General features: G+C 69.1%; 22 protein-coding genes. 11 read left to right on the plus strand and 11 right to left on the minus strand.

Annotated elements, in window-relative coordinates; genetic code table 11:
* Positions 1-55 precede the first annotated feature (55 nt).
* The 4 genes from AC1DY2_RS00375 (at position 56) to AC1DY2_RS00390 (ending at position 4,187) form a co-directional block, all read left to right on the plus strand.
* Positions 56-1,042 carry a GDP-mannose 4,6-dehydratase gene (locus AC1DY2_RS00375; protein ID WP_476760597.1) on the plus strand — a complete coding sequence of 329 codons (987 nt, stop codon included), beginning with the start codon at positions 56-58 and terminating at the stop codon, positions 1,040-1,042.
* Between the two features lie 4 nt (positions 1,043-1,046).
* Positions 1,047-2,024 (plus strand): GDP-mannose 4,6-dehydratase, encoded by a 978-nt coding sequence (locus tag AC1DY2_RS00380; protein WP_476760598.1) that lies wholly within the window; start codon positions 1,047-1,049, stop codon positions 2,022-2,024.
* Positions 2,017-3,156 (plus strand): glycosyltransferase family 4 protein, encoded by a 1,140-nt coding sequence (locus AC1DY2_RS00385; RefSeq protein WP_476760617.1) that lies wholly within the window; start codon positions 2,017-2,019, stop codon positions 3,154-3,156. The genes AC1DY2_RS00380 and AC1DY2_RS00385 overlap by 8 nt, the downstream gene beginning before the upstream one ends.
* A 212-nt stretch (positions 3,157-3,368) precedes the next feature.
* The gene (locus AC1DY2_RS00390) at positions 3,369-4,187 is read left to right on the plus strand and encodes an FkbM family methyltransferase (protein ID WP_476760599.1); all 819 of its coding nucleotides are present in this window, start codon (positions 3,369-3,371) and stop codon (positions 4,185-4,187) included.
* 53 nt (positions 4,188-4,240) lie between these two features.
* On the opposite strand, the gene rfbA is transcribed toward AC1DY2_RS00390, so the two are convergent.
* Both rfbA and AC1DY2_RS00400 read right to left on the minus strand, forming a co-directional pair.
* Positions 4,241-5,104 carry a glucose-1-phosphate thymidylyltransferase RfbA gene (rfbA, locus tag AC1DY2_RS00395; RefSeq protein ID WP_476760600.1) on the minus strand — a complete coding sequence of 288 codons (864 nt, stop codon included), beginning with the start codon at positions 5,102-5,104 and terminating at the stop codon, positions 4,241-4,243.
* A 1-nt stretch (position 5,105) separates the two neighbouring features.
* Entirely contained in the window at positions 5,106-5,711 is a 606-nt protein-coding gene (locus tag AC1DY2_RS00400; RefSeq protein WP_476760601.1) for a dTDP-4-dehydrorhamnose 3,5-epimerase family protein, read from the minus strand.
* Positions 5,712-5,780: 69 nt separating this feature from the next.
* Here AC1DY2_RS00400 and rfbB point away from each other — a divergent pair, with 69 nt between their 5' ends.
* The 3 genes from rfbB to AC1DY2_RS00415 are packed head-to-tail and all read left to right on the plus strand — an operon-like array spanning position 5,781 to position 8,793.
* Entirely contained in the window at positions 5,781-6,776 is a 996-nt protein-coding gene (gene rfbB / locus AC1DY2_RS00405) for a dTDP-glucose 4,6-dehydratase (protein ID WP_476760602.1), read from the plus strand.
* Positions 6,776-7,627: a dTDP-4-dehydrorhamnose reductase gene (gene rfbD, locus AC1DY2_RS00410; protein WP_476760603.1), complete on the plus strand. Its 852-nt coding sequence runs from the start codon at positions 6,776-6,778 to the stop codon at positions 7,625-7,627. Before rfbB ends, rfbD begins: the two co-directional genes overlap by 1 nt.
* Complete coding sequence (locus AC1DY2_RS00415) at positions 7,624-8,793, plus strand: glycosyltransferase family 4 protein (RefSeq protein WP_476760604.1); 1,170 nt, start codon at positions 7,624-7,626, stop codon at positions 8,791-8,793. The genes rfbD and AC1DY2_RS00415 overlap by 4 nt, the downstream gene beginning before the upstream one ends.
* Before the next feature lie 33 nt (positions 8,794-8,826).
* On the opposite strand, the gene AC1DY2_RS00420 is transcribed toward AC1DY2_RS00415, so the two are convergent.
* Together AC1DY2_RS00420 and purE are read right to left on the minus strand one after the other, a co-directional pair.
* A complete protein-coding gene (locus tag AC1DY2_RS00420) occupies positions 8,827-10,197 on the minus strand; it encodes an LCP family protein (RefSeq protein WP_476760605.1) in 1,371 nt (456 codons plus the stop codon).
* A complete protein-coding gene (purE, locus tag AC1DY2_RS00425; RefSeq protein ID WP_476760618.1) occupies positions 10,194-10,661 on the minus strand; it encodes a 5-(carboxyamino)imidazole ribonucleotide mutase in 468 nt (155 codons plus the stop codon). Before purE ends, AC1DY2_RS00420 begins: the two co-directional genes overlap by 4 nt.
* A gap of 165 nt (positions 10,662-10,826) precedes the next feature.
* On the opposite strand from purE, the gene AC1DY2_RS00430 reads away from it, so the two are divergent.
* Positions 10,827-11,966: a glycosyltransferase gene (locus tag AC1DY2_RS00430; RefSeq protein WP_476760606.1), complete on the plus strand. Its 1,140-nt coding sequence runs from the start codon at positions 10,827-10,829 to the stop codon at positions 11,964-11,966.
* A gap of 17 nt (positions 11,967-11,983) precedes the next feature.
* Here AC1DY2_RS00430 and AC1DY2_RS00435 read toward each other — a convergent pair whose 3' ends face one another.
* Positions 11,984-13,114 carry a 5-(carboxyamino)imidazole ribonucleotide synthase gene (locus tag AC1DY2_RS00435; RefSeq protein WP_476760607.1) on the minus strand — a complete coding sequence of 377 codons (1,131 nt, stop codon included), beginning with the start codon at positions 13,112-13,114 and terminating at the stop codon, positions 11,984-11,986.
* 91 nt (positions 13,115-13,205) lie between these two features.
* Between AC1DY2_RS00435 and AC1DY2_RS00440 the strand changes: the two genes are divergently transcribed.
* A complete protein-coding gene (locus tag AC1DY2_RS00440; RefSeq protein WP_476760608.1) occupies positions 13,206-13,865 on the plus strand; it encodes a GtrA family protein in 660 nt (219 codons plus the stop codon).
* On the opposite strand, the gene AC1DY2_RS00445 is transcribed toward AC1DY2_RS00440, so the two are convergent.
* The 3 genes from AC1DY2_RS00445 to AC1DY2_RS00455 form a co-directional block, all read right to left on the minus strand.
* Positions 13,804-14,649 (minus strand): DarT ssDNA thymidine ADP-ribosyltransferase family protein, encoded by an 846-nt coding sequence (locus AC1DY2_RS00445; protein WP_476760609.1) that lies wholly within the window; start codon positions 14,647-14,649, stop codon positions 13,804-13,806. The two genes, AC1DY2_RS00440 and AC1DY2_RS00445, sit on opposite strands and share 62 nt — an antisense overlap.
* Positions 14,650-14,784: 135 nt before the next feature.
* Positions 14,785-15,333 carry a PH domain-containing protein gene (locus AC1DY2_RS00450; protein WP_476760610.1) on the minus strand — a complete coding sequence of 183 codons (549 nt, stop codon included), beginning with the start codon at positions 15,331-15,333 and terminating at the stop codon, positions 14,785-14,787.
* Positions 15,334-15,352: 19 nt separating this feature from the next.
* On the minus strand, positions 15,353-16,198 hold the full coding sequence (locus tag AC1DY2_RS00455) for a biotin--[acetyl-CoA-carboxylase] ligase (protein ID WP_476760611.1): 846 nt from the start codon (positions 16,196-16,198) through the stop codon (positions 15,353-15,355).
* Positions 16,199-16,308: 110 nt separating this feature from the next.
* Between AC1DY2_RS00455 and AC1DY2_RS00460 the strand changes: the two genes are divergently transcribed.
* Positions 16,309-17,907: an acyl-CoA carboxylase subunit beta gene (locus AC1DY2_RS00460; protein ID WP_476760612.1), complete on the plus strand. Its 1,599-nt coding sequence runs from the start codon at positions 16,309-16,311 to the stop codon at positions 17,905-17,907.
* Positions 17,908-17,915: 8 nt separating this feature from the next.
* Positions 17,916-18,212, plus strand: a complete 297-nt coding sequence (locus AC1DY2_RS00465) for an acyl-CoA carboxylase epsilon subunit (protein ID WP_476760613.1) — start codon at positions 17,916-17,918, stop codon at positions 18,210-18,212.
* 319 nt (positions 18,213-18,531) lie between these two features.
* On the opposite strand, the gene AC1DY2_RS00470 is transcribed toward AC1DY2_RS00465, so the two are convergent.
* The 3 genes from AC1DY2_RS00470 to AC1DY2_RS00480 all read right to left on the minus strand — a co-directional run.
* Positions 18,532-19,557 (minus strand): hypothetical protein, encoded by a 1,026-nt coding sequence (locus tag AC1DY2_RS00470; RefSeq protein WP_476760614.1) that lies wholly within the window; start codon positions 19,555-19,557, stop codon positions 18,532-18,534.
* Positions 19,554-20,792: a sensor histidine kinase gene (locus tag AC1DY2_RS00475; protein WP_476760615.1), complete on the minus strand. Its 1,239-nt coding sequence runs from the start codon at positions 20,790-20,792 to the stop codon at positions 19,554-19,556. The genes AC1DY2_RS00470 and AC1DY2_RS00475 overlap by 4 nt, the downstream gene beginning before the upstream one ends.
* A partial coding sequence (locus AC1DY2_RS00480; RefSeq protein WP_476760616.1) for a LuxR C-terminal-related transcriptional regulator occupies positions 20,779-21,163 on the minus strand: 385 nt, incomplete at its 5' end. The genes AC1DY2_RS00480 and AC1DY2_RS00475, both read right to left, overlap by 14 nt.

Raw genomic sequence — 21,163 nt, forward strand, 5'->3', positions numbered from 1 at the left:
GACGAGCGGAGCCGCATAGCAGCCCGCAAAGAATCAGATCATGCAAAGGAATCCCATGCCACGCGCCCTCATCACCGGAATCACAGGTCAGGACGGTCTGTACCTCGCAGAACTCCTCCTCGGCAAGGGGTATGAGGTCTTCGGTCTCATGCGCGGCCAGAACAACCCGAAGCGCGAGCTCGTCGAGTCGACTGTGCCGGGAGTGAAGCTCCTGACCGGTGACCTGACGGATGTCTCGAGCATCATCCGGGCACTCGAAGCTGCACAGCCCGACGAGTTCTACAACCTCGGAGCGATCTCGTTCGTCGCGTATTCATGGGAGAACGCCAGCCTGACGTCGGACGTCACCGGAAAGGGCGTACTGAACGCATTGGAGGCCGTGCGTCTCTACTCGCACGACGACCCCCGGAAGGTCCGCTTCTACCAGGCCTCGAGCTCCGAGATGTTCGGCAAGGTGCAGGCCGTTCCTCAGAACGAGGACACCCTGCTGTGGCCCCGATCGCCGTATGGTGTCGCCAAGGTCTTCGGGCACTACATGACGATCAACTACCGCGAGTCGTACGACATGCACGCCTCGTCGGGCATCCTCTTCAACCACGAGTCACCCCGCCGCGGGCCGGAGTTCGTGACGCGCAAGGTTTCACAGTCGGTGGCGAGGATCAAGCTCGGCCTGCAGGACCACATCACGCTCGGAAATCTCGACGCGCGACGGGACTGGGGCTTCGCGGGCGACTACGTCGAGGCGATGTGGCTCATGCTCCAGCAGGATGAGGCCGACGACTACGTCATCTCGACCAATGAGACCCATGAGATCCGCGAACTGCTCGACCTTGCGTTCGCCGCGGTCGACATCGACGACTGGTCGCAGTACGTGAAGCAGGACCCGCAGTTCATGCGTCCTGCCGAAGTCGACCTCCTCATCGGCGACTCCACGAAGGCCAGGGAAAGACTGGGATGGACGCCGAAGGTCGACTTCCCGACGCTCGTCACGATGATGGTCGAATCCGACCTCGCCGAGCAGAAGCGACTCGCGGGCCGCTGATCCCGTGACGGTCGCACTCATCACCGGTGTCTCCGGACAGGACGGTTCGTATCTGAGCGAACGACTCCTCGAGGCTGGCGTTGCGGTACACGGCGTTGTTCGCCCGGGACACGGTGGCGAGGAGATCGTCGACGGCGTCGTCGTTCACGAGTTGGATGTGACCGATGCGGATCGTCTTGCTGAGCTGGTCCTCCGCATTCGACCGGATCATGTCTACAACCTCGCCGCGATCAGCAGCGTGTTCCAATCCTGGCAGCAGCCGGTCGCGACGACCGCCGTGAACGTGCTGCCGATCGCGGCGCTCCTCGAAGCGTGCCTCAAGCTGAGCGAGGACGAGGGCAAGCAGGTCCGGCTGGTGCAGGCCTCGAGTGCTGAGATCTTCGGATCCGCCGAGGAGGTGCCCCAGTCGGAACGCACTCCGATCCGTCCTGCCTCTCCATACGGGGCGACGAAGGCATTCGGGCAGCACCTCGTCGAGATCTACCGGCGTCGCGGACTCTTCGCGTCGACGTGCATTCTGTACAACCACGAGTCGCCCAGGCGACCGGAGACCTTCGTGACCCGGAAGATCACCGCCGCGGCCGCACGGATCGCGGCAGGACAACAGGAGAATCTCGAGTTGGGCGGCCTCGACACGCGCCGGGACTGGGGTTGGGCACCCGACTACGCAGCCGCGATGCATCTTGCCGCAGAAGCCGATGAACCAGACGATTTCATCATCGCCACCGGAGAGACACACTCCATAGCCGAGTTCGTCGAAGTGGCATTCGCGCGAGCGGGCGTTCGAGACTGGCAGGACCACGTAACACTCTCCGCAGCGTTTGGTCGCCCCGTGGATCCCGCTGAACAGGTCGGGAACGCATCCAAGGCGCGTCGTGTCCTGGGTTGGTCTCCCTCGATGAGCTTCACCGAGATCGTCGAGGCGATGGTGGATCACGACCTGTCCGTCGTCGCGGATGCCACCGACCGAGACGATGCCTGACAGTCGGACCAGAGTCCTGCTCGATGCCACGCCGATCCCCGCGGATCGGGGTGGCGTCGGGCGTTACGTCGACGGAATAGTTCCAGCTCTCGTCGAATCGGGGACGGATGTCGTGGTCGTCTGTCGTCGGAGTGACGCACTCGCGTTCCGTGCAGCCGGCGCTCGGGTGGTGATCGCACCAGCGGTCGTCGACCAAGTGCTGGGCCGCCTGATCTGGGAGCAGTTCGCGTTGCCGTCGGTCGCCCGCCGGGTCAATGCGTCGGTCATCCATAGCGTCCATTACACCTTTCCTCTCGTCACGAGGCGTTCGCGGGTCGTCACGGTCCACGACCTGACCTTCTTCAGCGACCCCGGCGTGCACCTGAAGAGCAAGCGGGTCTTCTTCCGCGCCTGGATCAGGGCACTCCGCCTCACGCGAGCGGTGGCCGTCACCCCCAGCCGAGCGACCGCCGGGGAATTGACTGCACGAGTGGGAATTCCAGCAGATCGAATCGTCGTCGCGCACCTCGCGTACGACGGGCGGGATTTCCACGAACCGAATCCCGCCGAGGTGCGAGCGTTCGCTGAACGGAACGGTCTTCCGCACGGATGGCTCGCCTTCCTCGGCACGCTGGAGCCTCGCAAGAATGTCGTCGCCCTCGTCGACGCGCACGTGCGCCTCGTGAAGCAACGTGGTCGCGATCGTGTGCCGCCCCTCGTTCTGGCCGGCGGTCAAGGGTGGGATGAGGCCGTGGAGCCAGCCATCGGTCGTGCCCAGGCCGCTGGTGTCGATGTCCGGCGGATCGGTTACGTGCCGCTCGATGACCTTCCGGCGCTCCTCGGAGGGGCGACGGTCGTCGCGTACCCGTCGCTCGGCGAGGGATTCGGCCTCCCCGTACTCGAGGCGATGGCCTGCGGAGCCTGCGTGATGACGACGAAGCTTCTCTCGATCCCGGAGGTCGGCGGTGAAGCAGTGGAGTACACCGGGACGGATTCCGAGTCGATCGCGACGACACTGGCGCGGCTCCTCGACGATGAGCAACTTCGGGCTCGTCGCCGTTCCCTTGCCGTTCGACGCGCCAAGGAGTTCACCTGGCGGGCCACCGCGGCAGCGCACGTCGATGCTTACGATGTCGCCCGGCGACTCAGCTAAACTGGGGGGATGCGCAGCGATCCGTTGGGGGAGGACCGCGCCCTCGTGATCGACGAACCGACGGCGAGGAGCGTGACTGACTCGTTGCCGGTGGGCGCGTCAACGGGCAGGACCCGGCCGGGTCATCGGCAGAGTATCCGAACCGGAGGCGCAGAGACGCGATGAACGCTACTGGACGATTCCTCTCATACGCCCAGAATCGAGAGGACGTCGTGTTATGGCGAGCACTCGGGCACGTCGCCAATGGCCGCTATGTCGACGTCGGTGCGAATGACCCGACCGAAGGATCGGTATCCCGTGCCTTCTACGAGCACGGCTGGTCCGGGGTCGCAGTCGAGCCCGACTCAAGCTTCGCGGAGCGCTTCCGTGTGCAACGCCCACGGGACATCGTCGTCGAGGCCGTCGTCACGGACGCCACCGAATCCAGCGCGGTGCTTCACCGGTTCGAAGGCACGGGCCTCTCGACTCTGGTCGATGGCATCCGGGACTTCCATCTGGACGCAGGGCTCACGAGCTTCGAAACCCGCGTGCCGGCGCTGAGCCTCGATTCGGTCATCGAGGGTGCCGGAATGATGGACGAGGAGATCCACTTCCTTTCCATCGACACCGAGGGGTCCGAAGAATCCGTCCTTCGGTCCGTGAACTTCCGACGGATTCGTCCCTGGGTCGTGGTGGTTGAAGCCACCGCGCCCAACACGACTACTCGCACCCACCTCGCGTGGGAGCCGCTCCTGCTGGATGCCGGGTACGAGTTCTGCCTCTTCGATGGCTTGTCGCGGTTCTACGTGGCCGAGGAACATCGTCACCTGGCCAGCTCGCTGGACTACCCAGCGTGCGTGTTCGACGAGTTCCAGACCATGGATGACCTGGCCAGGGAGGCCGAGTTGCTTCGCGTGCACCGGGCCGTCGCCGACGAGGCTTCGCGCGCGGATCGGGCAGAAGCGGAGCTCGAGCGGATGCGTGCCACAGTCTCGTGGCGAATGACCGTCCCTCTACGACGCATGCATCGCCCCGTGGATCCTCATCGTTGAGCAGGGCGACGCCCTCGCCACAGTGCAAGACCAAGGTGCGGTGATCGGCGGCTTCAGCCAGTCAGCAGATTCGCGAGGTATCGGCCGTACCCGCTCTTGCGCAGCGGTTCCGCCAGCTGCGCAAGTCGTGCGTCATCGATCCATCCCGCACGCCACGCTATCTCCTCGATGCAGCCGATTTTGAAGCCTTGGCGGTCCTCGATCACCTTCACGTACTCGCTCGCCTGCATCATCGACTCGAACGTGCCGGTATCCAACCACGCTGTTCCGCGGTCGAGCACCGTGACGCCGAGCTTGCCGCGATCGAGGTAGACCTGGTTCACCGTCGAAATCTCGAGCTCTCCCCGGTCGCTGGGTGTGATCGACTTGGCGATCTCGACCACGTCGTTGTCGTAGAAATACAAGCCGGGCACCGCGTAGTTGCTCTTCGGATGAAGCGGCTTCTCCTCGATGGAGACGGCGCGGAAGTCGTCATCGAATTCCACCACCCCGTATGCCTCGGGCGTGGAGACGTGGTACGCGAAGATCCTCGCTCCATCGACGTCAGCGTGCCCACGGAGCGCTCGACCGAGCCCACCGCCGTGGAAGATATTGTCGCCCAGCACCAAGGCCACGCTCTCCTCCCCGATGAAGTCCTCACCGATGATGAATGCCTGCGCGAGACCGTCTGGAGATGGCTGCACGGCGTATTCGAGCCGCATGCCCAGTTCGCTGCCGTCGCCGAGGAGCGCCTCGAACTGCGAGTTGTATTCGGGCGTCGTGATGACGAGGACGTCGCGGATGCCCGCGATCATGAGAGTCGAGAGCGGGTAGTACACCATCGGTTTGTCGTAGATCGGCATCAGCTGCTTGGAGATGCCCTTCGTGATGGGCCACAACCGGGTGCCGGACCCTCCGGCGAGGATGATTCCACGCATGTCAACGCACCTCGTCGAGAGTTCGGTAGTAGGCCAAGCACTCCTCCCACGTCGGTAGGAGTCCGGACGATGCGGCGGCTGCGAGGCTCGGCGCCTCCGCGTCCTTGGAGGACAGCGCGAGGTCGGGAAATTCAGGGAACACCAGTCCGATGTCGGGATCGCGCGGGTCAACGCCGTGCTCGCGCTCCGGTCTGAAGACGTCCGACACCAGGTACGTCACCGTGGCGTCGTCCGTCAAGGCGACGAACGCGTGACCCAGCCCCTCCGCGAGGTACACGCTGCGTCGTTCCACGTCATCGAGGAGCACTGACTCCCACTGTCCGAAGGTCGGCGAACCCACACGGGTGTCGATGACGTAGTCGAGCACTGCCCCCCGTACTGCAGTGACGTACTTMGCCTGACCTCTTGGCACCGAGGCGAAGTGGATTCCGCGAACGACGCCCGCCCTCGAGACGGACAAGTTCGCCTGACGGAGGTCCAGGGCATGCCCGAGCGCATCCTGAAGGCGATCGAATCGGTACCATTCGAGGAACATGCCGCGATCGTCGCGGTGCTGTCGCGGCGTCATCTCGTAGGCATGCGGGATGGAGAGCTCGCGGATCTGCACACCGGGCAGTCTACCCATCGCCCTGTCGTAGAATCGCGAAGGCGCCGACGGAACGGAGCGAGACCAGGAATGAAGATCATCGTCACGGGAGGCGCCGGCTTCATCGGCTCGAACTTCGTACACCATCTGCTCGGCCAGACCGACCACACGGTGACGGTCCTCGACAAGCTGACGTACGCGGGCAATTTGGCCTCGCTCGAGGGAATGCCCGCGGATCGGTTCCGATTCGTGAAGGGCGATATTCAGGATGCCCCACTGGTCGACCAGCTCTTCGCGGATCATGACGCGGTGGTGCACTTCGCAGCCGAGAGTCACAACGACAACTCGCTGGAAGATCCCCGTCCCTTCCTCGACACCAACCTGATCGGCACGTACACCCTGCTGGAGGCGGCTCGGCGCCACGGCATCCGCTTCCACCACATCTCGACCGACGAGGTGTACGGCGACCTCGARCTCGACGATCCCGCCAGATTCACCGAGTCGACGCCGTACAACCCGTCCAGCCCGTATTCCTCCACGAAAGCCGGAAGCGATTTGCTGGTGCGCGCGTGGGTCCGCTCCTTCGGGGTGAAGGCGACCATCTCGAACTGCTCCAACAATTACGGCCCGTACCAGCACGTCGAGAAGTTCATCCCGCGCCAGATCACCAACGTACTCAGGGGCGAACGTCCCAAGCTCTACGGGAAGGGCGAGAACGTCCGCGATTGGATCCACGCGAACGACCATTCGTCGGCCGTGCTGACCATCCTCGAGAAGGGACAGATCGGTGAGACGTACCTCATCGGCGCTGACGGCGAGAAAACCAACAAGGAGGTCGTCGAACTGATCCTGACAACCCTCGGCCAGCCTGCCGACGCCTACGACCATGTCGTGGACCGCCCTGGCCACGACCTGCGGTACGCCATCGACCCCACCCGCCTGCGCACGGAGCTCGGATGGCGGCCGAGGTTCTCCGATTTCGAGGCGGGCATCGCGGACACGGTCGCGTGGTACCGCGAGAACGAGGCCTGGTGGGCGCCCCAGAAGGACGCGACCGAGGCGCGATACGCGGCCCAAGGGCAGTGATGGAGCGATACCTCGTCACCGGCGCGAACGGCATGCTCGGCCGTGACCTGCGGTCAGCGCTCGGGGACCGGGAGGTTACGGCGCTTGGCCGATCTGACCTCGACGTGACGGACGCCGCCGCGGTCGCCGAGGCTGTCGCCAGACACGACGTGGTGATCAACTGCGCGGCGTACACCCGGGTGGACGACGCAGAAGTCGACGAGGCCACGGCGTTCGCCGTGAATGCCGTCGGCGCCGGCAACCTCGCCCGTGCCGCGGCGGCATCCGGCTCGCGACTCGTCCAGATCTCGACCGACTACGTCTTCGACGGCCGCGCCACGAAACCCTACCCGGAAGCAACGGCGCGTGCACCGCTGTCCGCGTACGGCCGCACGAAGGCCGCCGGCGAGGAGCGGGTGCTCGAGCACAACCCCGAGCGGTCCTACATCGTTCGGACCGCGTGGCTTTACGGCGCGCATGGTCAGAACTTCGCGAAGACGATGCTCGCCCTCGCCGGGTCGCGCGAGACATGGACGGTAGTCGACGACCAGTTCGGCCAACCCACCTGGACCGCCGACCTCGCGGCGCAGCTCGTCGCACTCGTCGATGCCGACGCACCCGCTGGCATCTACCACGGCACGAACTCGGGTGCGGCGACCTGGTTCGAGTTCGCGCGGGCCGTCCTCACGGAGTCGGGCCTCGACCCCGAGCGCATCACGCCGACCGGGAGCGCCTCATTCCCTCGGCCGGCGCCGCGCCCCGCGTACTCCGTGCTCGGTCACGACGGCTGGGCCACGGCGGGACTCCCGGAGATGCGGCCGTGGCGCGACGCTCTGGCCGAAGCCGCACGCACGGGCGTCCTGCGCACATGACGACCACCGACAGGAGCCCGGTGAAGGCACTCAGCGTGATCCTCGACCAGCTGCTCGCGCCCGTGCCGGGTGGGATCGGCCGATACACCCGGGAACTCGGGCGCGCGCTCGTCGTGTCGGCCCCTGCCGGGTGGGAGGTGCACGGGCTCGTTGCGGCGGCCTCACGCACTCGCCTCCGGTCCGTGGCGGCCGACGTCCCCGGTCTCGCGCAACTGCACCGGCTCCCGGCCGATCGTCGCATCCTCGCCCGAGCTTGGGAGCGTGGCCTGCCTCCGAGCCCGCACGGTCGCGGGCCCGTACACGGAATGAGCCTCCTGGCGCCACTCGGCGTTCGCAGGCCGGCGCGCTCGCCACGTGCGGTCGTGGCAACGATCCACGACGTGGTCCCGTGGACGCATCCCGAGACCCTCACGGCGCGCGGAGTCGCATGGCACCGAGCCATGGCGAGCCGCGCGGAGCGATTCGCGGACGCCGTGGTCGTTCCGAGCCACGCGGTCGCCGGAGAGCTTGCCGACCTGTTCGATCTCGGTGACCGCATCCACGTCGTCCCGGGCGCGCCGAGCGACGACCTGCTACTGCCCGCCGACCACGACCGACGCGCAGCAGCCCTCAGCCTCCCCGACCGCTTCGTGCTCGCCGTCGGAACCCTGGAGCCCCGGAAGGGCTTACGCCACGTGGTCGAGGCGATGGGGGCGTCGGAAGCGGCCGGCCTTCCGCTCCTCATCGCCGGCCCCGGCGGCTGGGGAGGGGTCGACGTGGCGGGGCTCGCCGAGGCGGCAGGGGTCTCCGCGGACCGCGTCAGGGCCCTCGGCCACGTCAGCGAGGCCGACCTCGCCGTGCTCTACGATCGCGCGACCGTCTTCGTGATGCCCAGCCTCGCCGAGGGCTTCGGGTTGCCGATCGTCGAGGCATTCGCGCACGGCACGCCCGTCGTGCACTCCGACGCACCGGCGCTGGTCGAGGTCGCCGGCGGTGCGGGCATCACGGTTCCGACGCTGCCGGCGGACTCGTACGGCGAGCGGCTGGCGGGGGCGATCGCCGAGGTCCTCGAAGCCCCGGCGACGGCGGAGCGCATGTCAGCGCGGGGCCGTGCGCGGGCATCGGACTTCACGTGGAACGATTCCGCTGCGCGCGTCTGGCAGCTCCACCTCGGCCTGTCCGGCTGACGGACCGAGGTCCGGCCGACGTTCGAGGCACACTCAGCCCGAGGGCTCCTCGGTCGGCGGCGCAACGGCTGACGAAACGAGCTGCCTGACATACTCCCAGTCGGGTTCCTCGGGATCCACCTCGGGCGGCACGAGCGCGATGCGCGTGATCGGCAGCTCTTTCGTCTTCGACCCTAGGTTCACGAAGTAGCCGAGCATGCCCTGCGGAATGTCGGTCTTCACCACCTGGGAACCGGCCGTCGMAATCGCCTGGAACTTGGCGAGGACGTTCCCGGGGTTGAACTGTTGGAGGATCGCTTCTTGCAGTTGCGCCTGGCGCTGCATCCGGTCGTAGTCGCTCGTCTCGTAGCGGGACCTCGCGTACCAGAGCGCGTGGTACCCGTCGAGCACCTGGGTGCCGGGCTCGATCCACTCCGTGATCTCGACCTCGTTGCCCTCTTCGTCGTGCCCCGCGCCCATGGGAACGCGGTTCTCGACGGTCATCGTGACCCCACCCAGCGCGTCGATGAGATCCGAGAACCCCTGCATGTCGATGAGCACGTAGTACTGGATCTGGAGCCCGGTGATCGCCTCGGCGGCATCCCTCATGCCCTCGATGCCCGGCTCGCTGCCTTGGGAGATCGCGTCAGGGTACATCTCGGGGCTGACGAGCTCGACCTCTGTGTAGATGGAGTTCAGCAGGCACACGTCGACCTCGCAGCCGTCGATGGACCCGTAGCCCTCTGGGTAGACCTCCGCCAGCGGTGAACCCTCGTCGAACGGGACGTCTTCGAGGTTGCGCGGGAGGCCGATCGTCACCGCCTGGCCCGTCTCAGCATCCACGCTGACCACCGTGATGCTGTCGGGCCGGAGCCCGTCGCGGTCGGGCCCGGCATCGCCGCCGAGAAGGAGCACGTTGTATCGACCGTCGATGGGCGGCTCGCTCGGTCCGGCCACGAACACCGAGGAGAGGAATCCGCTCGCCGTCGTCGCGAGGTACGCGCCGTAGGCAGCCGTGCCGGAGACGGCCACCATGAGCGCGACCGACAGCGCGGCGACCCACGCACGGGCCGACGGAGCGGTCTTCACGAGCCGCACGAGGCGCAGCGTGTCGAGGGTCAGGATGGCCCACAGCACCGCGTAGAACACGAGGAGGGCCGCGACCACCCAGAGGGTGATGCTCGTCGAGAACACCGTGTAGAGCACGGTCGGCCAGACGAACCAGACGACCAGGGCGGCGACGGCGAGGAACCAGAGCGTCAGGGTCGCCCCGAGTCCGAAGCGGCCCAGCTTGCGGTCGCCGGCGAGCACCTGGGCGGAGCCGGGGATGAGCACGTTGAGCACGATGAGCCACCACGCGCGGCGCGTCATGACCGTGCGGGAGGCGACATCCGGGAAGCGGATCGGGCTTGCTGCGAGACTCATCGGGTGGACTTGAGCCGTTCGTTCTTCTCCTCGACGAGGGCGGCGAGGGCGATGGCGTAGTCGGCGAGGGCGGCGCTCAACGCGGCATCCGACGTCGCGAGGATCTTCACGGCGATGAGGCCGGCGTTCTTCGCGCCGCCGATGGACACGGTGGCCACGGGCACGCCTGCCGGCATCTGCACGATCGAGAGCAGGGAGTCGAGCCCGTCGAGCCGCGACAGCGGCACGGGCACGCCCACGACGGGCAGGGTCGTGACCGAGGCGAGCATGCCCGGCAGGTGGGCCGCTCCCCCAGCGCCGGCGATGATCACCTTGAGGCCGCGGGCGGCTGCCTCCTTGCCGTAGGCGATCATCTTCTCGGGCGTGCGGTGCGCCGAGACGACCTCTACCTCGTGGGCGACGCCGAATTCCTCGAGCAGTTCGGATGCCTCGCGCATCACGTTCCAGTCGGAGTCGGAACCCATCACGACGCCCACGAGCGGGGTGGTAGCTGCAGTCACCCGATGAGTGTAGACGGCTGCACTGGCAGTTCACCGAAGGCACGCAGGGGGTCCGTCGCGCTCTCCACAGGGCACGGCGGGCGGTCAGACGCTGGCGATAGATTGAACGGGAACAGGAGGCGAGCGGACATGACCACACGGTTGCGCGTCATCGTCGACCAGCTGACGGCTCCCGTACCGGGTGCGGTCGGGCGGTACACCCTCGACCTCACGCGTTCGCTCATCTCGAGCGCTCCCGCCGACTGCGAGGTGGCCGGCATCGTCTCGTCGTCCCCGCCCGCCGACTACGAGCGCATCGAGGCCGAACTCCCCGGGCTCGCCGACCTCTACCGCACCTCACTGGCCCGCCGCGAGCTCGCCGCCGCGTGGCAGGTCGGACTGACGACCTCGCCGGGGGGCGGCATCATCCACTCCCCCAGCCTGTTCGCGCCGCTGCGCAAGCACGACCGCGCGAGCGGCAACCAGGTGGTGGTGACCGTGCACGACACCATGGCGTCGACGCACCCCGAGTCGCTGTCGACGGTCGAGGGCGCCTGGCGACGCGCGATGCTCAAGCGCGCCTGGAAGCACGCGGACGCCGTCGTCGCCTCGACGCACGCGCTTGCCGGCCGGATCGGCGACCTCTACGACTTCGGGGACCGCATCCGCGTCATCAGCTCCGCCGCGCGGTCGGGACTCACGGTCCCACCGGATGCCGAACGGCGACTCGAGGCCCTCGGGCTGCCACGCGCCTACCTGGTCACGATCGGCTCGCTCGAGCCGCACCGTGGCGTCGGCGATGTGCTCGCCGCACTCGGCCGCCCCGGCATGCCGGAGCTTCCGCTCGCGGTGATCGGGCCGCGGGAGTGGGGCGAGCAGCAGCTCGCGAACGTGGCGGAGGAGTCAGGGCTCCGTCGCGGCATGGTGCAGTCGTTCGACACGCTCTCCGACGAGGACCTCGCGGTGGTGCTCGGCGGCGCGGTCGCGTTCATCGCACCACGGCATGAGGAGGGAGACCCCGCGACGCTCATCGAGGCGTTCTCGCTCGGCACGCCCGTGATCCACTCGGACATCCCCGAGTACGTCGAGACGGCGGCCGGAGCCGGGCTGGCGGTGGCAGTGGGCGTCGCGGGGGACGGCTACGTGAACCGGCTCGCCGCGGCGATCTCCACGGTCGCGACTGACGAGACGATCGCCGAGCGGCTGTCGATCGCCGGGCACGACCGGGCTCGCGCCTTCAGCTGGCGTGACTCCGCCGAGCGGGTCTGGCAGCTGCACGCCGACCTCTGACGCCGCGCGCTGCCCGCTCAGTCCTGGAAGACCGCCGCCGCGGCGCGGGCCTCGTAGACGACGTCGTCGAGGTCGTCGCCGATCGCCGTGACATGGCCGACCTTGCGGCCCGGTCGCGGTGCCTTGCCGTAGTTGTGCAGCTTCACGGTGGGGTGCCCGGCGAGCGCCTCGGGGTAGCGGTCGGCGAGGGTGCCCTCGGATGGTCCGCCGAGCACGTTGACCATGACCGACCACGCCTCGTGGCTGCCGGTGCCGCCGAGGGGCAGGTCGAGGACCGCGCGCAGGTGCTGCTCGAACTGGCCGGTCGTCGAGCCGTCCATCGACCAGTGACCGCTGTTGTGCGGCCGCATGGCGAGCTCGTTCACGAGGACCCGATCGTCGGTCGTCTCGAACAGCTCGACGGCGAGCACGCCGGTGACGCCGAGGCCCTCGGCGATCGTGATCGCGACATCCGCGGCGACATCCGCCAGCCGACCCGCCGAATGCGGGGCGGGCGCGATGACCTCGCTGCAGACGCCCCCGACCTGCACGGTCTCGACGACGGGCCAGGCGACGATCTCGCCGGAGGGCCGGCGAGCCACGAGCTGGGCCAGCTCACGGCGGAAGTCGACGAGCTCCTCGACGAGGAGCGCCCCGCCGCGGCCGTCCTCGGCGACGGTCGTGAACCACTCCGCCACCTCGGCCGCAGCGCGGACGACGCGCACGCCCTTGCCGTCGTAGCCGCCGCGCGGCGTCTTGACCACCGCCGACCCGCCGTGGTCGCGGATGAAGTCGTCGAGCTCGTCGGTGGTCTGCACGCGCGCCCAGTCGGGCACCGGCAGGCCGAGCTCCGAGAGGCGCTCGCGCATGAGCAGCTTGTCCTGTGCGAAGCGAAGCGCGTCGGGCCCGGGGTGCACGGGGATGCCGGCGTCGACGAGACGCCGCAGCACGTCCTGCGGCACGTGCTCGTGGTCGAAGGTCACCACGTCGACGTCACGCGCGAACGCGAGCACCGTCTCGGCGTCGGTGTAGTCGCCAACGCGGTCGGCGGCCAGCGCCGCCGACATGCCGTCGGCCTCGGCGAGGACCCGGAGCTCCACTCCGAGCTCGATCGCCGCGGGAATCATCATCCGGGCGAGCTGCCCGCCGCCGATCACTCCGACCCGCACCCGTGCACTCCATTCGCCGTCGTCCGTCGATGCGCCGCTGCGAGGGCGCCTCGTTCAGTCTAGGCCGAGGCCGACGACATAGGATGTGGCGGTGTCCACACGAGTCGGCAGCGCCTTCGCCCGCCTCTGGCACGGCCTGCTCGCGTATGTCGTCAAGTTCGGCGTGGTCGGCCTCATCGGCCTCGTGATCGACGTCACGCTCTTCAACCTGCTGCGGCTCGGGGTCTTCGGCGACGATCACTGGGCGCAGTCCGCGATCGGCGCGAAGACCATCTCGACGAGCGTCGCGATCATCTTCAACTGGCTGGGCAACCGCTACTGGACCTTCCGGGCGCACCGCCGGCGGAACTACGTGCGCGAGTTCATCGAGTACACGATCGTGTCCGTCGGCGGCATGCTCATCTCATTGGGCTGCCTGTGGATCACCCACCACTGGCTCGGATACACCAGCCTGCTCGCCGACAACATCTCGACCAACGTCGTCGGCCTCGCGCTCGGCACGGCCTTCCGATTCGTGCTCTACCGCTACTGGGTCTACGGGCAGCATCGCAGCGACGGCCTGTCGAACCTCGACCGGGTCGAGGAGGCGCAACGCGCGATCTTCGAAGAGCCCGACGAAGCGTCGGGTCCCGAGAGAGCGACGGATGCCACGACGGCGACGGATGCCACGACGACGAGTGCCGCCGAGGTCACTCCTCCACGAGCGCCGTCGGCTGGAACCACGGCGGGTACACCGCGACGCGGGTCCTGAGGCCGACCGCGTCGAGCGCCGTGCGCACCCGGTCGCGGACCCGGTCGTTCCCGACGGCGATGAGCAGCACCCGCTCGAGAGGCAGTGACTCCCGCACGAGGAACTCGGCGGACAGCATGCGCGACCCCTCCTCCTCGCGATGCAGTCGCTGCAGCATCCGGAGCACATCGGGCCACTCGGATGCCGCGGCCACGCCGCCCGCCGCGGCGTCGGCGTCGGTGACGACCACCGTTCCCGGCGTGTCGGTTCGCGCCCCGACGGCGCTGGCGACGGAGCTCACGAGGATCACGTGGTCGGCCGGCTGGCGCTCGACGGCCCCCGACGCGAGCCGCGGATCGGGCGTCGCGGTGCGGATGGCGTTCCAGACGTGGGCGTCGGTGGAGAGCAGGAACGGCACGTAGTCGGCGACGACCGCGTCGACGTGGTCGATGGGGGCGGCCCGACGGAACGCGCGCGCGTCAGGCGCCGACAGGTCGACCGCGGGCGCCGCACCGGCCCCGTCGGCGAGCAGCGCGCCCTCGCCGAGGATGGACGCGAGGTTGTCGACGTGGGTCAGGTGGTAGATGCGGACCGTCTTGGGGTCGACGGGCGTGCCGGCCGCGGGCGCTCCGGCCCGGGCGCTCCCCGGGACCCGCGCGGCGGGACGCGCCGGACGCGCGGCCCGCGTGCCGTCGGTGTTCCGGGTGCGCGGAGCGACGACCACCGGCTTGGGCTCGGGCTCCTTCGGCGGGTAGCAGATGGCGCAGAGGCCGTCATCGAAACCGTGGATGCATTCGTCGGCCAACTGGAACCCTTCATCATGCGGCTCGCGCTCGGGGGCGCACGAGACCACCTGTCTACGTTACGTCCTCCGGGCGCCCGCCGCCGCACCACGTGGAAAGAACGGCGCCATCGGGCGATCGCCGCACCATGATCGGCTTCAGCGTCCGCCCCAGGCGATGGTGTCGCCGTCGGCGATCGACTGGTCAGCGCGCCGCCGGTCGGCCACGTGGGATCGCGCCTCGTCCATGAGCTCCTGGAGCGCCGCCTGCACCTGGAATGGCTTGGGCACGTCGGCGATGACGAACGGATGCTCGTGCCCCGTGTTGATCCGCACGTCGCCCGACCCGAACGCGCTCTGCCCCCACGTCCGGCGCACGACCACGTCGTACCCGCGACTGTGCAGCAGCTCCCGGCGCACGCGCGCGAACAGGCCGCTGCGGGAGATGATCCGCCGGGTGGTGATCGTGGTCCGCCGGGCGAGCCAGGCGAGGAACGGCAGGATGCACCCGAGCACCAGGACGAGCAGGCCGACCCCGACGACGGCGAGCTGCTGCCAGACCTCGGGCAGCACGAGCACCCCGTAGGTTCCGGCGCCCCCCACCACGACGAGCAGCGCTGCCGGCACGATGAGCACTCGCGCATGCCGCCGCAGCCGTGCGACGACGCGCTCGGCCGGCATCGCCGGCGGAACGGCAGGCTGCGGCACGGCTGGGCTCATACGCCCATTAATACCTCAGGTGCGTGACGTCCCCGGCGGCGACAGCCTGCAGCTCCCCATTCCCGTCGCGCACGACCAGCCGGCCGTCGCGGTCGAGGCGCTCGGCGACCCCGAGGAGCTCCCGTCCGCCGGGCAGCTCGACGCGCACGTCCGTTCCCAGCGTGCCGCAGAGGCCGCTGACCCGGTCGGCGATGCCGCTCGCCGCGGCATCCGCCCCGTGCTCGGAGAATGCCCGCACGAGCCCGAGGAAGGTGCCGAGGTAGTCGGCGAGCACCCGGTCGGCGTGCGGCGGCACGCCGGTCACGAGCTGCAGCGACGTGGACGTGAGCGTGGGAAGGTCGTGCTCGTCGAGGGTGAGGTTCAGGCCCGCGCCCACGATGACCGCGCCGGCGCCGGGCAGCAGCTCCGAGAGGATGCCGCAGACCTTGTAGTCCGACACGAGCACGTCGTTCGGCCACTTGAGTGCCACGTCGACRCCGCCGCTGCGGTCGTCGTCGGCGGCGTCGAGCACTGCGGATGCCGCGGCGTCGACCTCGCGTCGCACCGCCTCCGTCATGGCGGCGCCGGCGATGAGCGGGATCCAGCCGTAGGCGTCGGCGGGGAACTCCGCCCCGCCCGGGAGCGCCGGACGCAGGAGCACGGAGATCGCGAGCGTCTTGCCCGTCGGGGCGAGCCAGACGCGACCGAGGCGCCCGCKCCCGCGGGTCTGGTCGTCGGTGACGATCACGGATCCGTGCGGCCAGGCCGCCGCCTCAGGTCCGGCGGCGCCGGCGCGGAGGTCGTCGTTGGTGGAGCCCGTCGACGCGAGGAACTCGAGGCGCGGCACCGCCGCGCGGCTGAGCGGAAGGTCCATGCCGACAGTCTCCCAGTTCCGCACGTGACGGGAATGCACCACGTCACCCGGCGGATTTGTAGGAAACCATCAACGAAGTCGGCCGGATGCTCGCCGGTAGAGTGAACGGCGTGACCGAATCGACTGACGGCCCAGACCTCTCCACGACCGCCGGCAAGCTCGCCGACCTCAAGCGGCGGTACCACGAAGCGGTGACCGCGTCGGGCGAGTCCGCGATCGAGAAGCAGCACGCCAAGGGCAAGATGACGGCTCGCGAACGCATCGCCGAGCTGCTCGATCCCGGCTCGTTCGTCGAGCTCGACGAGTTCGTCCGGCACCGCACCCACGCGTTCGGCATGGAGGCGAAGCGTCCCTACGGCGATGCCGTGGTCACCGGAACCGGCACGATCCACGGCCGGCAGGTCGCGGTGTACTCGCAGGACTTCACGATCTTCGGAGGTTCCCTCGGCGAGGTGGCCGGCGAGAAGATCATCAAGGTCATGGAGCTCGCGCTGAAGACCGGCGTGCCCATCATCGGCATCCTCGACTCGGGCGGCGCGCGCATCCAGGAGGGCGTCGTCGCCCTGGGCAAGTACGGCGAGATCTTCCGGCGGAACACCGCGGCATCCGGCGTCATCCCCCAGATCTCGATCGTCTGCGGCCCCGCCGCCGGCGGCGCGGTCTACTCGCCCGCGCTCACCGACTTCGTGATCATGGTCGACAAGACCAGCCAGATGTTCGTGACCGGTCCCGACGTCATCAAGACCGTCACCGGCGAGGACGTCGGCATGGAGGAGCTCGGCGGCGCGCTCACGCACAACACCGTCTCGGGCGTGGCGCACTACCTCGCGAGCGACGAGTCCGACGCGCTCGACTACGCGCGCACGCTCATCTCGTTCCTTCCCGACAACAACATGTCGGATGCCCCTGTCTACGACGCCGAGCCCGAGCTCGAGATCACCGACGACGACCGGCGCCTGAACACGGTCATCCCCGACTCCCCCAACCAGCCCTACGACATGCACGCCGTCATCGAGGGCATCGTCGACCACGGCGACTTCCTCGAGGTGCAGCCGCTGTTCGCGCCGAACATCGTGATCGGCTTCGCCCGCATCGAGGGGCGCTCGGTCGGCATCATCGCGAACCAGCCCAGCCAGATGGCCGGCACGCTGAACATCGCCGCCGGCGAGAAGGCGTCCCGCTTCGTGCGATTCTGCGACGCGTTCTCGATCCCGATCCTCACGCTCGTCGACGTGCCCGGCTACCTGCCCGGCACCGACCAGGAGTGGACGGGCGTCATCCGCCGCGGCGCGAAGCTGCTCTACGCCTACGCCGAGGCGACCGTGCCGCTCGTCACGATCATCACGCGCAAGGCCTACGGCGGCGCCTACATCGTCATGGGGTCCAAGCAGCTCGGCGCCGACATCAACCTCGCCTGGCCCACCGCCGAGATCGCCGTCATGGGCGGCCAGGGCGCGGTGAACATCCTCTACCGCGGCGAGATCAAGCGCGCCGAGGAGGCGGGCGAGGATGTCGCGGCGGTGCGAACCAAGCTCGCGAACGAGTACACGTACAACGTCGCCTCCCCGTTCCTGGCCGCCGAGCGCGGCGAGCTGGACGGCGTCATCGAGCCCGCGGCGACCCGCGTGGCCGTCGTGAAGGCGCTCAGGGCGCTCCGCACCAAGCGGGCCAGCCTGCCGCCGAAGAAGCACGGGAACATCCCGCTGTAGGGGGCGCCATGACCGACGACACCACGACGGGCACACCCGGCGCATCCGGTGCACCCGGCACCGCCGGACCATCGGGCGACGCCGCGGGCGACGACCGCGTCGACGCCATCCGATTCGTCACCCGTCAGGTGAGCGACGAGGAGGCCGCCGCCGTGACCGCGGTGCTCCTCGCGGCACTCGACGAGGCTGGCGGGGCCGCGGCGATCGACGAGGAGTCCCGCCGCGACCCCTGGGTCCGGAGCGGCAACGCCCTCCGCGCCCCCATCGAGGTCGGCCGCGGCGCCTGGTCGCGATCCACGCGCTGACCCGGCGTGTCCCCCGTTCGGCGTCGGCCGATGCGGAGCCGGGGAGCCGCCGCTGCCGTATCGCGGGGGCCGCTCGGAACGATCGGTCGGGGTTGTCCCCCGAAACCCTCGTTTGTCCCCCCAAATGATGACTTTGCGATCCATTGGATCTGGTCCAGTATGGGTGTTGCAGGCTCCGTGATGGAGTCGCCACCGTCACCGGTCGGGTAACCGGTGACCGTTGGGGGCGAGTCAGGGCGATATTCGGGTTGTCGCCGTGGCTCGGGCTTGATGGGGGGTCGATCTCAGATCGGCCCCCCACCTTCATGTCGGGGCAACCTCACGCACGGGTCACCTCGCTGCGCGGGATCTCCATCCAGAACTCGACCTCGAGGTCGTCGGTGTTCTGTGCCGGCGCTGCGCCGTCGAGCGGCTCCCTGAGGCCCACCACGGTCACGGCCACCGGAGAGCCCTCCGCAGCGGTGCGGGCGATGATGCGATCGGCGTTCGACCGCGCCACCGCCTCCGCCAGGCGCGACAGCACCCGGTCGCGTGAGGGCTCGTCGAGGTCGTCGATGCCGCCCTCGTCGAGCAGCGTCACGGTGATGCCGCGCTCGCGCGCGCGCTGCACCTCGGTGCGCACCGCGTCGGTCAGCAGCATCCGGCCCCGGATCTCGTCGCGGATCGCCGCCTCGAGCATTCGGCATTCGCGCCGCTGGCCCTCGGTCAGGACGCCGCCGACATCGGCGATGCGGCGGAGCATCGGTGCCGCGATTCGATTCGTCTGGGCCAGTCGCATGCGACCCTCGAAGAGGTGCGCGTCCTGGGCGGCCTGCCACGCGGCCGCCTCGCGCTCGGCCTGGGCGTACCGCCGGGTCTCCCGCGCTGCGGTCGTGAGGGCGGTGGTCAGCATGTGGGCGATCGCCACCCACACTATGCTGCCGATCACTCCCAGGGTGCCGAGCGCGATCGGCCCGGCCCAGATCACCGTCTGCACCGCGAGCACGATGACGCCGGTCCAGGCGGCCACCAGCTGGCGCCTGGCCGCCGCGATGGTCATCAGCGTGCCGACCGCGGCGACGTACCAGGTCGCGTATCCGTTCGGGTCATCGGGATCGAGCTGGCTCGTCACCAGGAGGGGCATCACGATGCTCACGGCGAGGTCGAACGCGGCCAGCCAATCGGGCATCCGCATGCGCTTCGCCGGCCAGAGGCTCGCGGCCGTCGCGACCGAGTAGAGCACGAGCGCGACGATCGTGGGCAGCGGCGAGCGCGGGATGTTCAGCGAGTAGATGCCGAGCACCACATGGTAGATCGAGAAGAGGGCGCCGAGCGCGAGGAGGAGCCAGCGGGGCACGGTGATCATGCGTCGCCCCCTGACGCGCCGGCGGGCCAGGCGATGGTGATCGTCGTGCCGTGGTGCGGAGCGGAGACGATCTCGGCGCTGCCGCCCGCGTTGGCCATGCGCTCCTCGATCGACACCCGGAGCCCGAGCCGTTCGTCGGGCACGCTCGACCGGTCGAAGCCTGCGCCGTTGTCGGCGATCTCGATCACGCAGCCGCCGGCCCGGACCCCGCGGATCCGGAGCTCGCGTCGCGTGGCGCGTCCGGGTTCGTCGGCGTGCTGCATGCTGTTCACCATCGCCTGCACGGACGCCGTGTACAGCGCCTCGACCGCCTCGACGGGCAGCTCCACCCCGCCCGCGTTCACCACGCGTACGGTGAAGGGTGCCGAGAAGGTCGTGAGTGCCGCCCGCAATCGGCGGACGAGCACCGGCAGTCCCACGTTCTCGAGCGCCCGCGGGCCGGACGCGCCGGCCTCGTCGAGCCGGTTGATCGCATCGCGGGCCATGCGCGCCGCGAGTGCCTGCTCCTCGGGTGACGCCGCGGCCGCGGCCGAGAGCAGCGTGGTCAGCACGCTGTCGTGCACCAGGGCGTCCACCTTGACCCGCTCGTTCTCGGTGGCGTGCTGGCGGGCGGCGAGGTCGTACCGCTGCAGCGCGCCCTCCTGTGCGGTGTCGACGGCCTCAGCCGCCTGGCGGAGCATGGTGATGATGACGAGGACGGCGACGCCGAGGATGACCGCGTACATGGCGTCGAGCACCGCGAGCAGGCCGTTGACCTGCCCGCCCGCGGGGAACAGCCGGATGATGCCGTAGACGATCGGGATGGCGATCGTGTACGCGGTGGCGCCCGGCACGGGAAGGGCGATCACGGCGGCGGCCGTGGCGACGGTGCAGATGTAGTAGAGCCAGGGGGCCTGGCCGTCGAGTGCGGCAGGATCGACGACGAGCAGGGGCCACACCAGCAGCGCCAGGGCGTAGAGGCCCGCGAGCGCGAGGGCGGCACCGCGCACGGCGACCTTCGCGACGCTCGCGACGGCGAGCGTCGCCATGGTGCCGTACAGCACCGCCATGAGGGCGGCGCCGGCTCCGGGGATCAGCGCCGAGGACTGCGCGAGTGCGAGCGGCAGCGTCTGCGCCCCGAACACGAGCCCGAAGAGGCCGAGCGCACGCCCCGAGACGGTCTCGACCTGCGCACGCGTGACCGCGGTCCTGCGGCGCGTGGCGAGTCGCGCGACCCGCCATTCAACGGCGGCCATCCCCGCCTTCGCCATCGAGTCCGGGGAGGATGCCGTCTTCCACCGCGCGCCGCAGCAGGTCGACCTTGGTGGGCGCGGGTCGCCCCACCTCGACGTACTTGGCCCGGATGCGGTCGAGGTACTCCCTGGCCGTGGAGTGGGCGATGCCGAGCTGCATCGCGACGAGCTTCAGCGGCAGTCCTGACGCGTAGAGGTGCAGCACGTCGCGCTCACGACGCCCGAGCTGCGCCTTCGCGAAGTCGCGGTCGGCCTCGATCGCGCTCGCCCACTCGACGTTGTTGAGCACCTCGCCGTTGGCGACGGTCGCGATCGCACCGATGACCATGGACATGGGCGACGCCTTCGGGATGACGCCCGCGGCACCGGCGGCG

The organism is Agromyces sp. P1_H4 (assembly GCF_056405255.1).

What these genes read in the sequence shown, in the direction of transcription:
- AC1DY2_RS00375 (WP_476760597.1), top strand. Translation starts at nt 56, where the DNA reads ATGCCACGCGCCCTCATCACCGGAATCACAGGTCAGGACGGTCTGTAC.
- AC1DY2_RS00385 (WP_476760617.1), top strand. Translation starts at nt 2,017, where the DNA reads ATGCCTGACAGTCGGACCAGAGTCCTGCTCGATGCCACGCCGATCCCC.
- rfbA (WP_476760600.1), bottom strand. Translation starts at nt 5,104, where the DNA reads ATGCGTGGAATCATCCTCGCCGGAGGGTCCGGCACCCGGTTGTGGCCC.
- rfbD (WP_476760603.1), top strand. Translation starts at nt 6,776, where the DNA reads ATGGAGCGATACCTCGTCACCGGCGCGAACGGCATGCTCGGCCGTGAC.
- AC1DY2_RS00415 (WP_476760604.1), top strand. Translation starts at nt 7,624, where the DNA reads ATGACGACCACCGACAGGAGCCCGGTGAAGGCACTCAGCGTGATCCTC.
- purE (WP_476760618.1), bottom strand. Translation starts at nt 10,661, where the DNA reads ATGGGTTCCGACTCCGACTGGAACGTGATGCGCGAGGCATCCGAACTG.
- AC1DY2_RS00430 (WP_476760606.1), top strand. Translation starts at nt 10,827, where the DNA reads ATGACCACACGGTTGCGCGTCATCGTCGACCAGCTGACGGCTCCCGTA.
- AC1DY2_RS00465 (WP_476760613.1), top strand. Translation starts at nt 17,916, where the DNA reads ATGACCGACGACACCACGACGGGCACACCCGGCGCATCCGGTGCACCC.
- AC1DY2_RS00470 (WP_476760614.1), bottom strand. Translation starts at nt 19,557, where the DNA reads ATGATCACCGTGCCCCGCTGGCTCCTCCTCGCGCTCGGCGCCCTCTTC.
- AC1DY2_RS00475 (WP_476760615.1), bottom strand. Translation starts at nt 20,792, where the DNA reads ATGGCCGCCGTTGAATGGCGGGTCGCGCGACTCGCCACGCGCCGCAGG.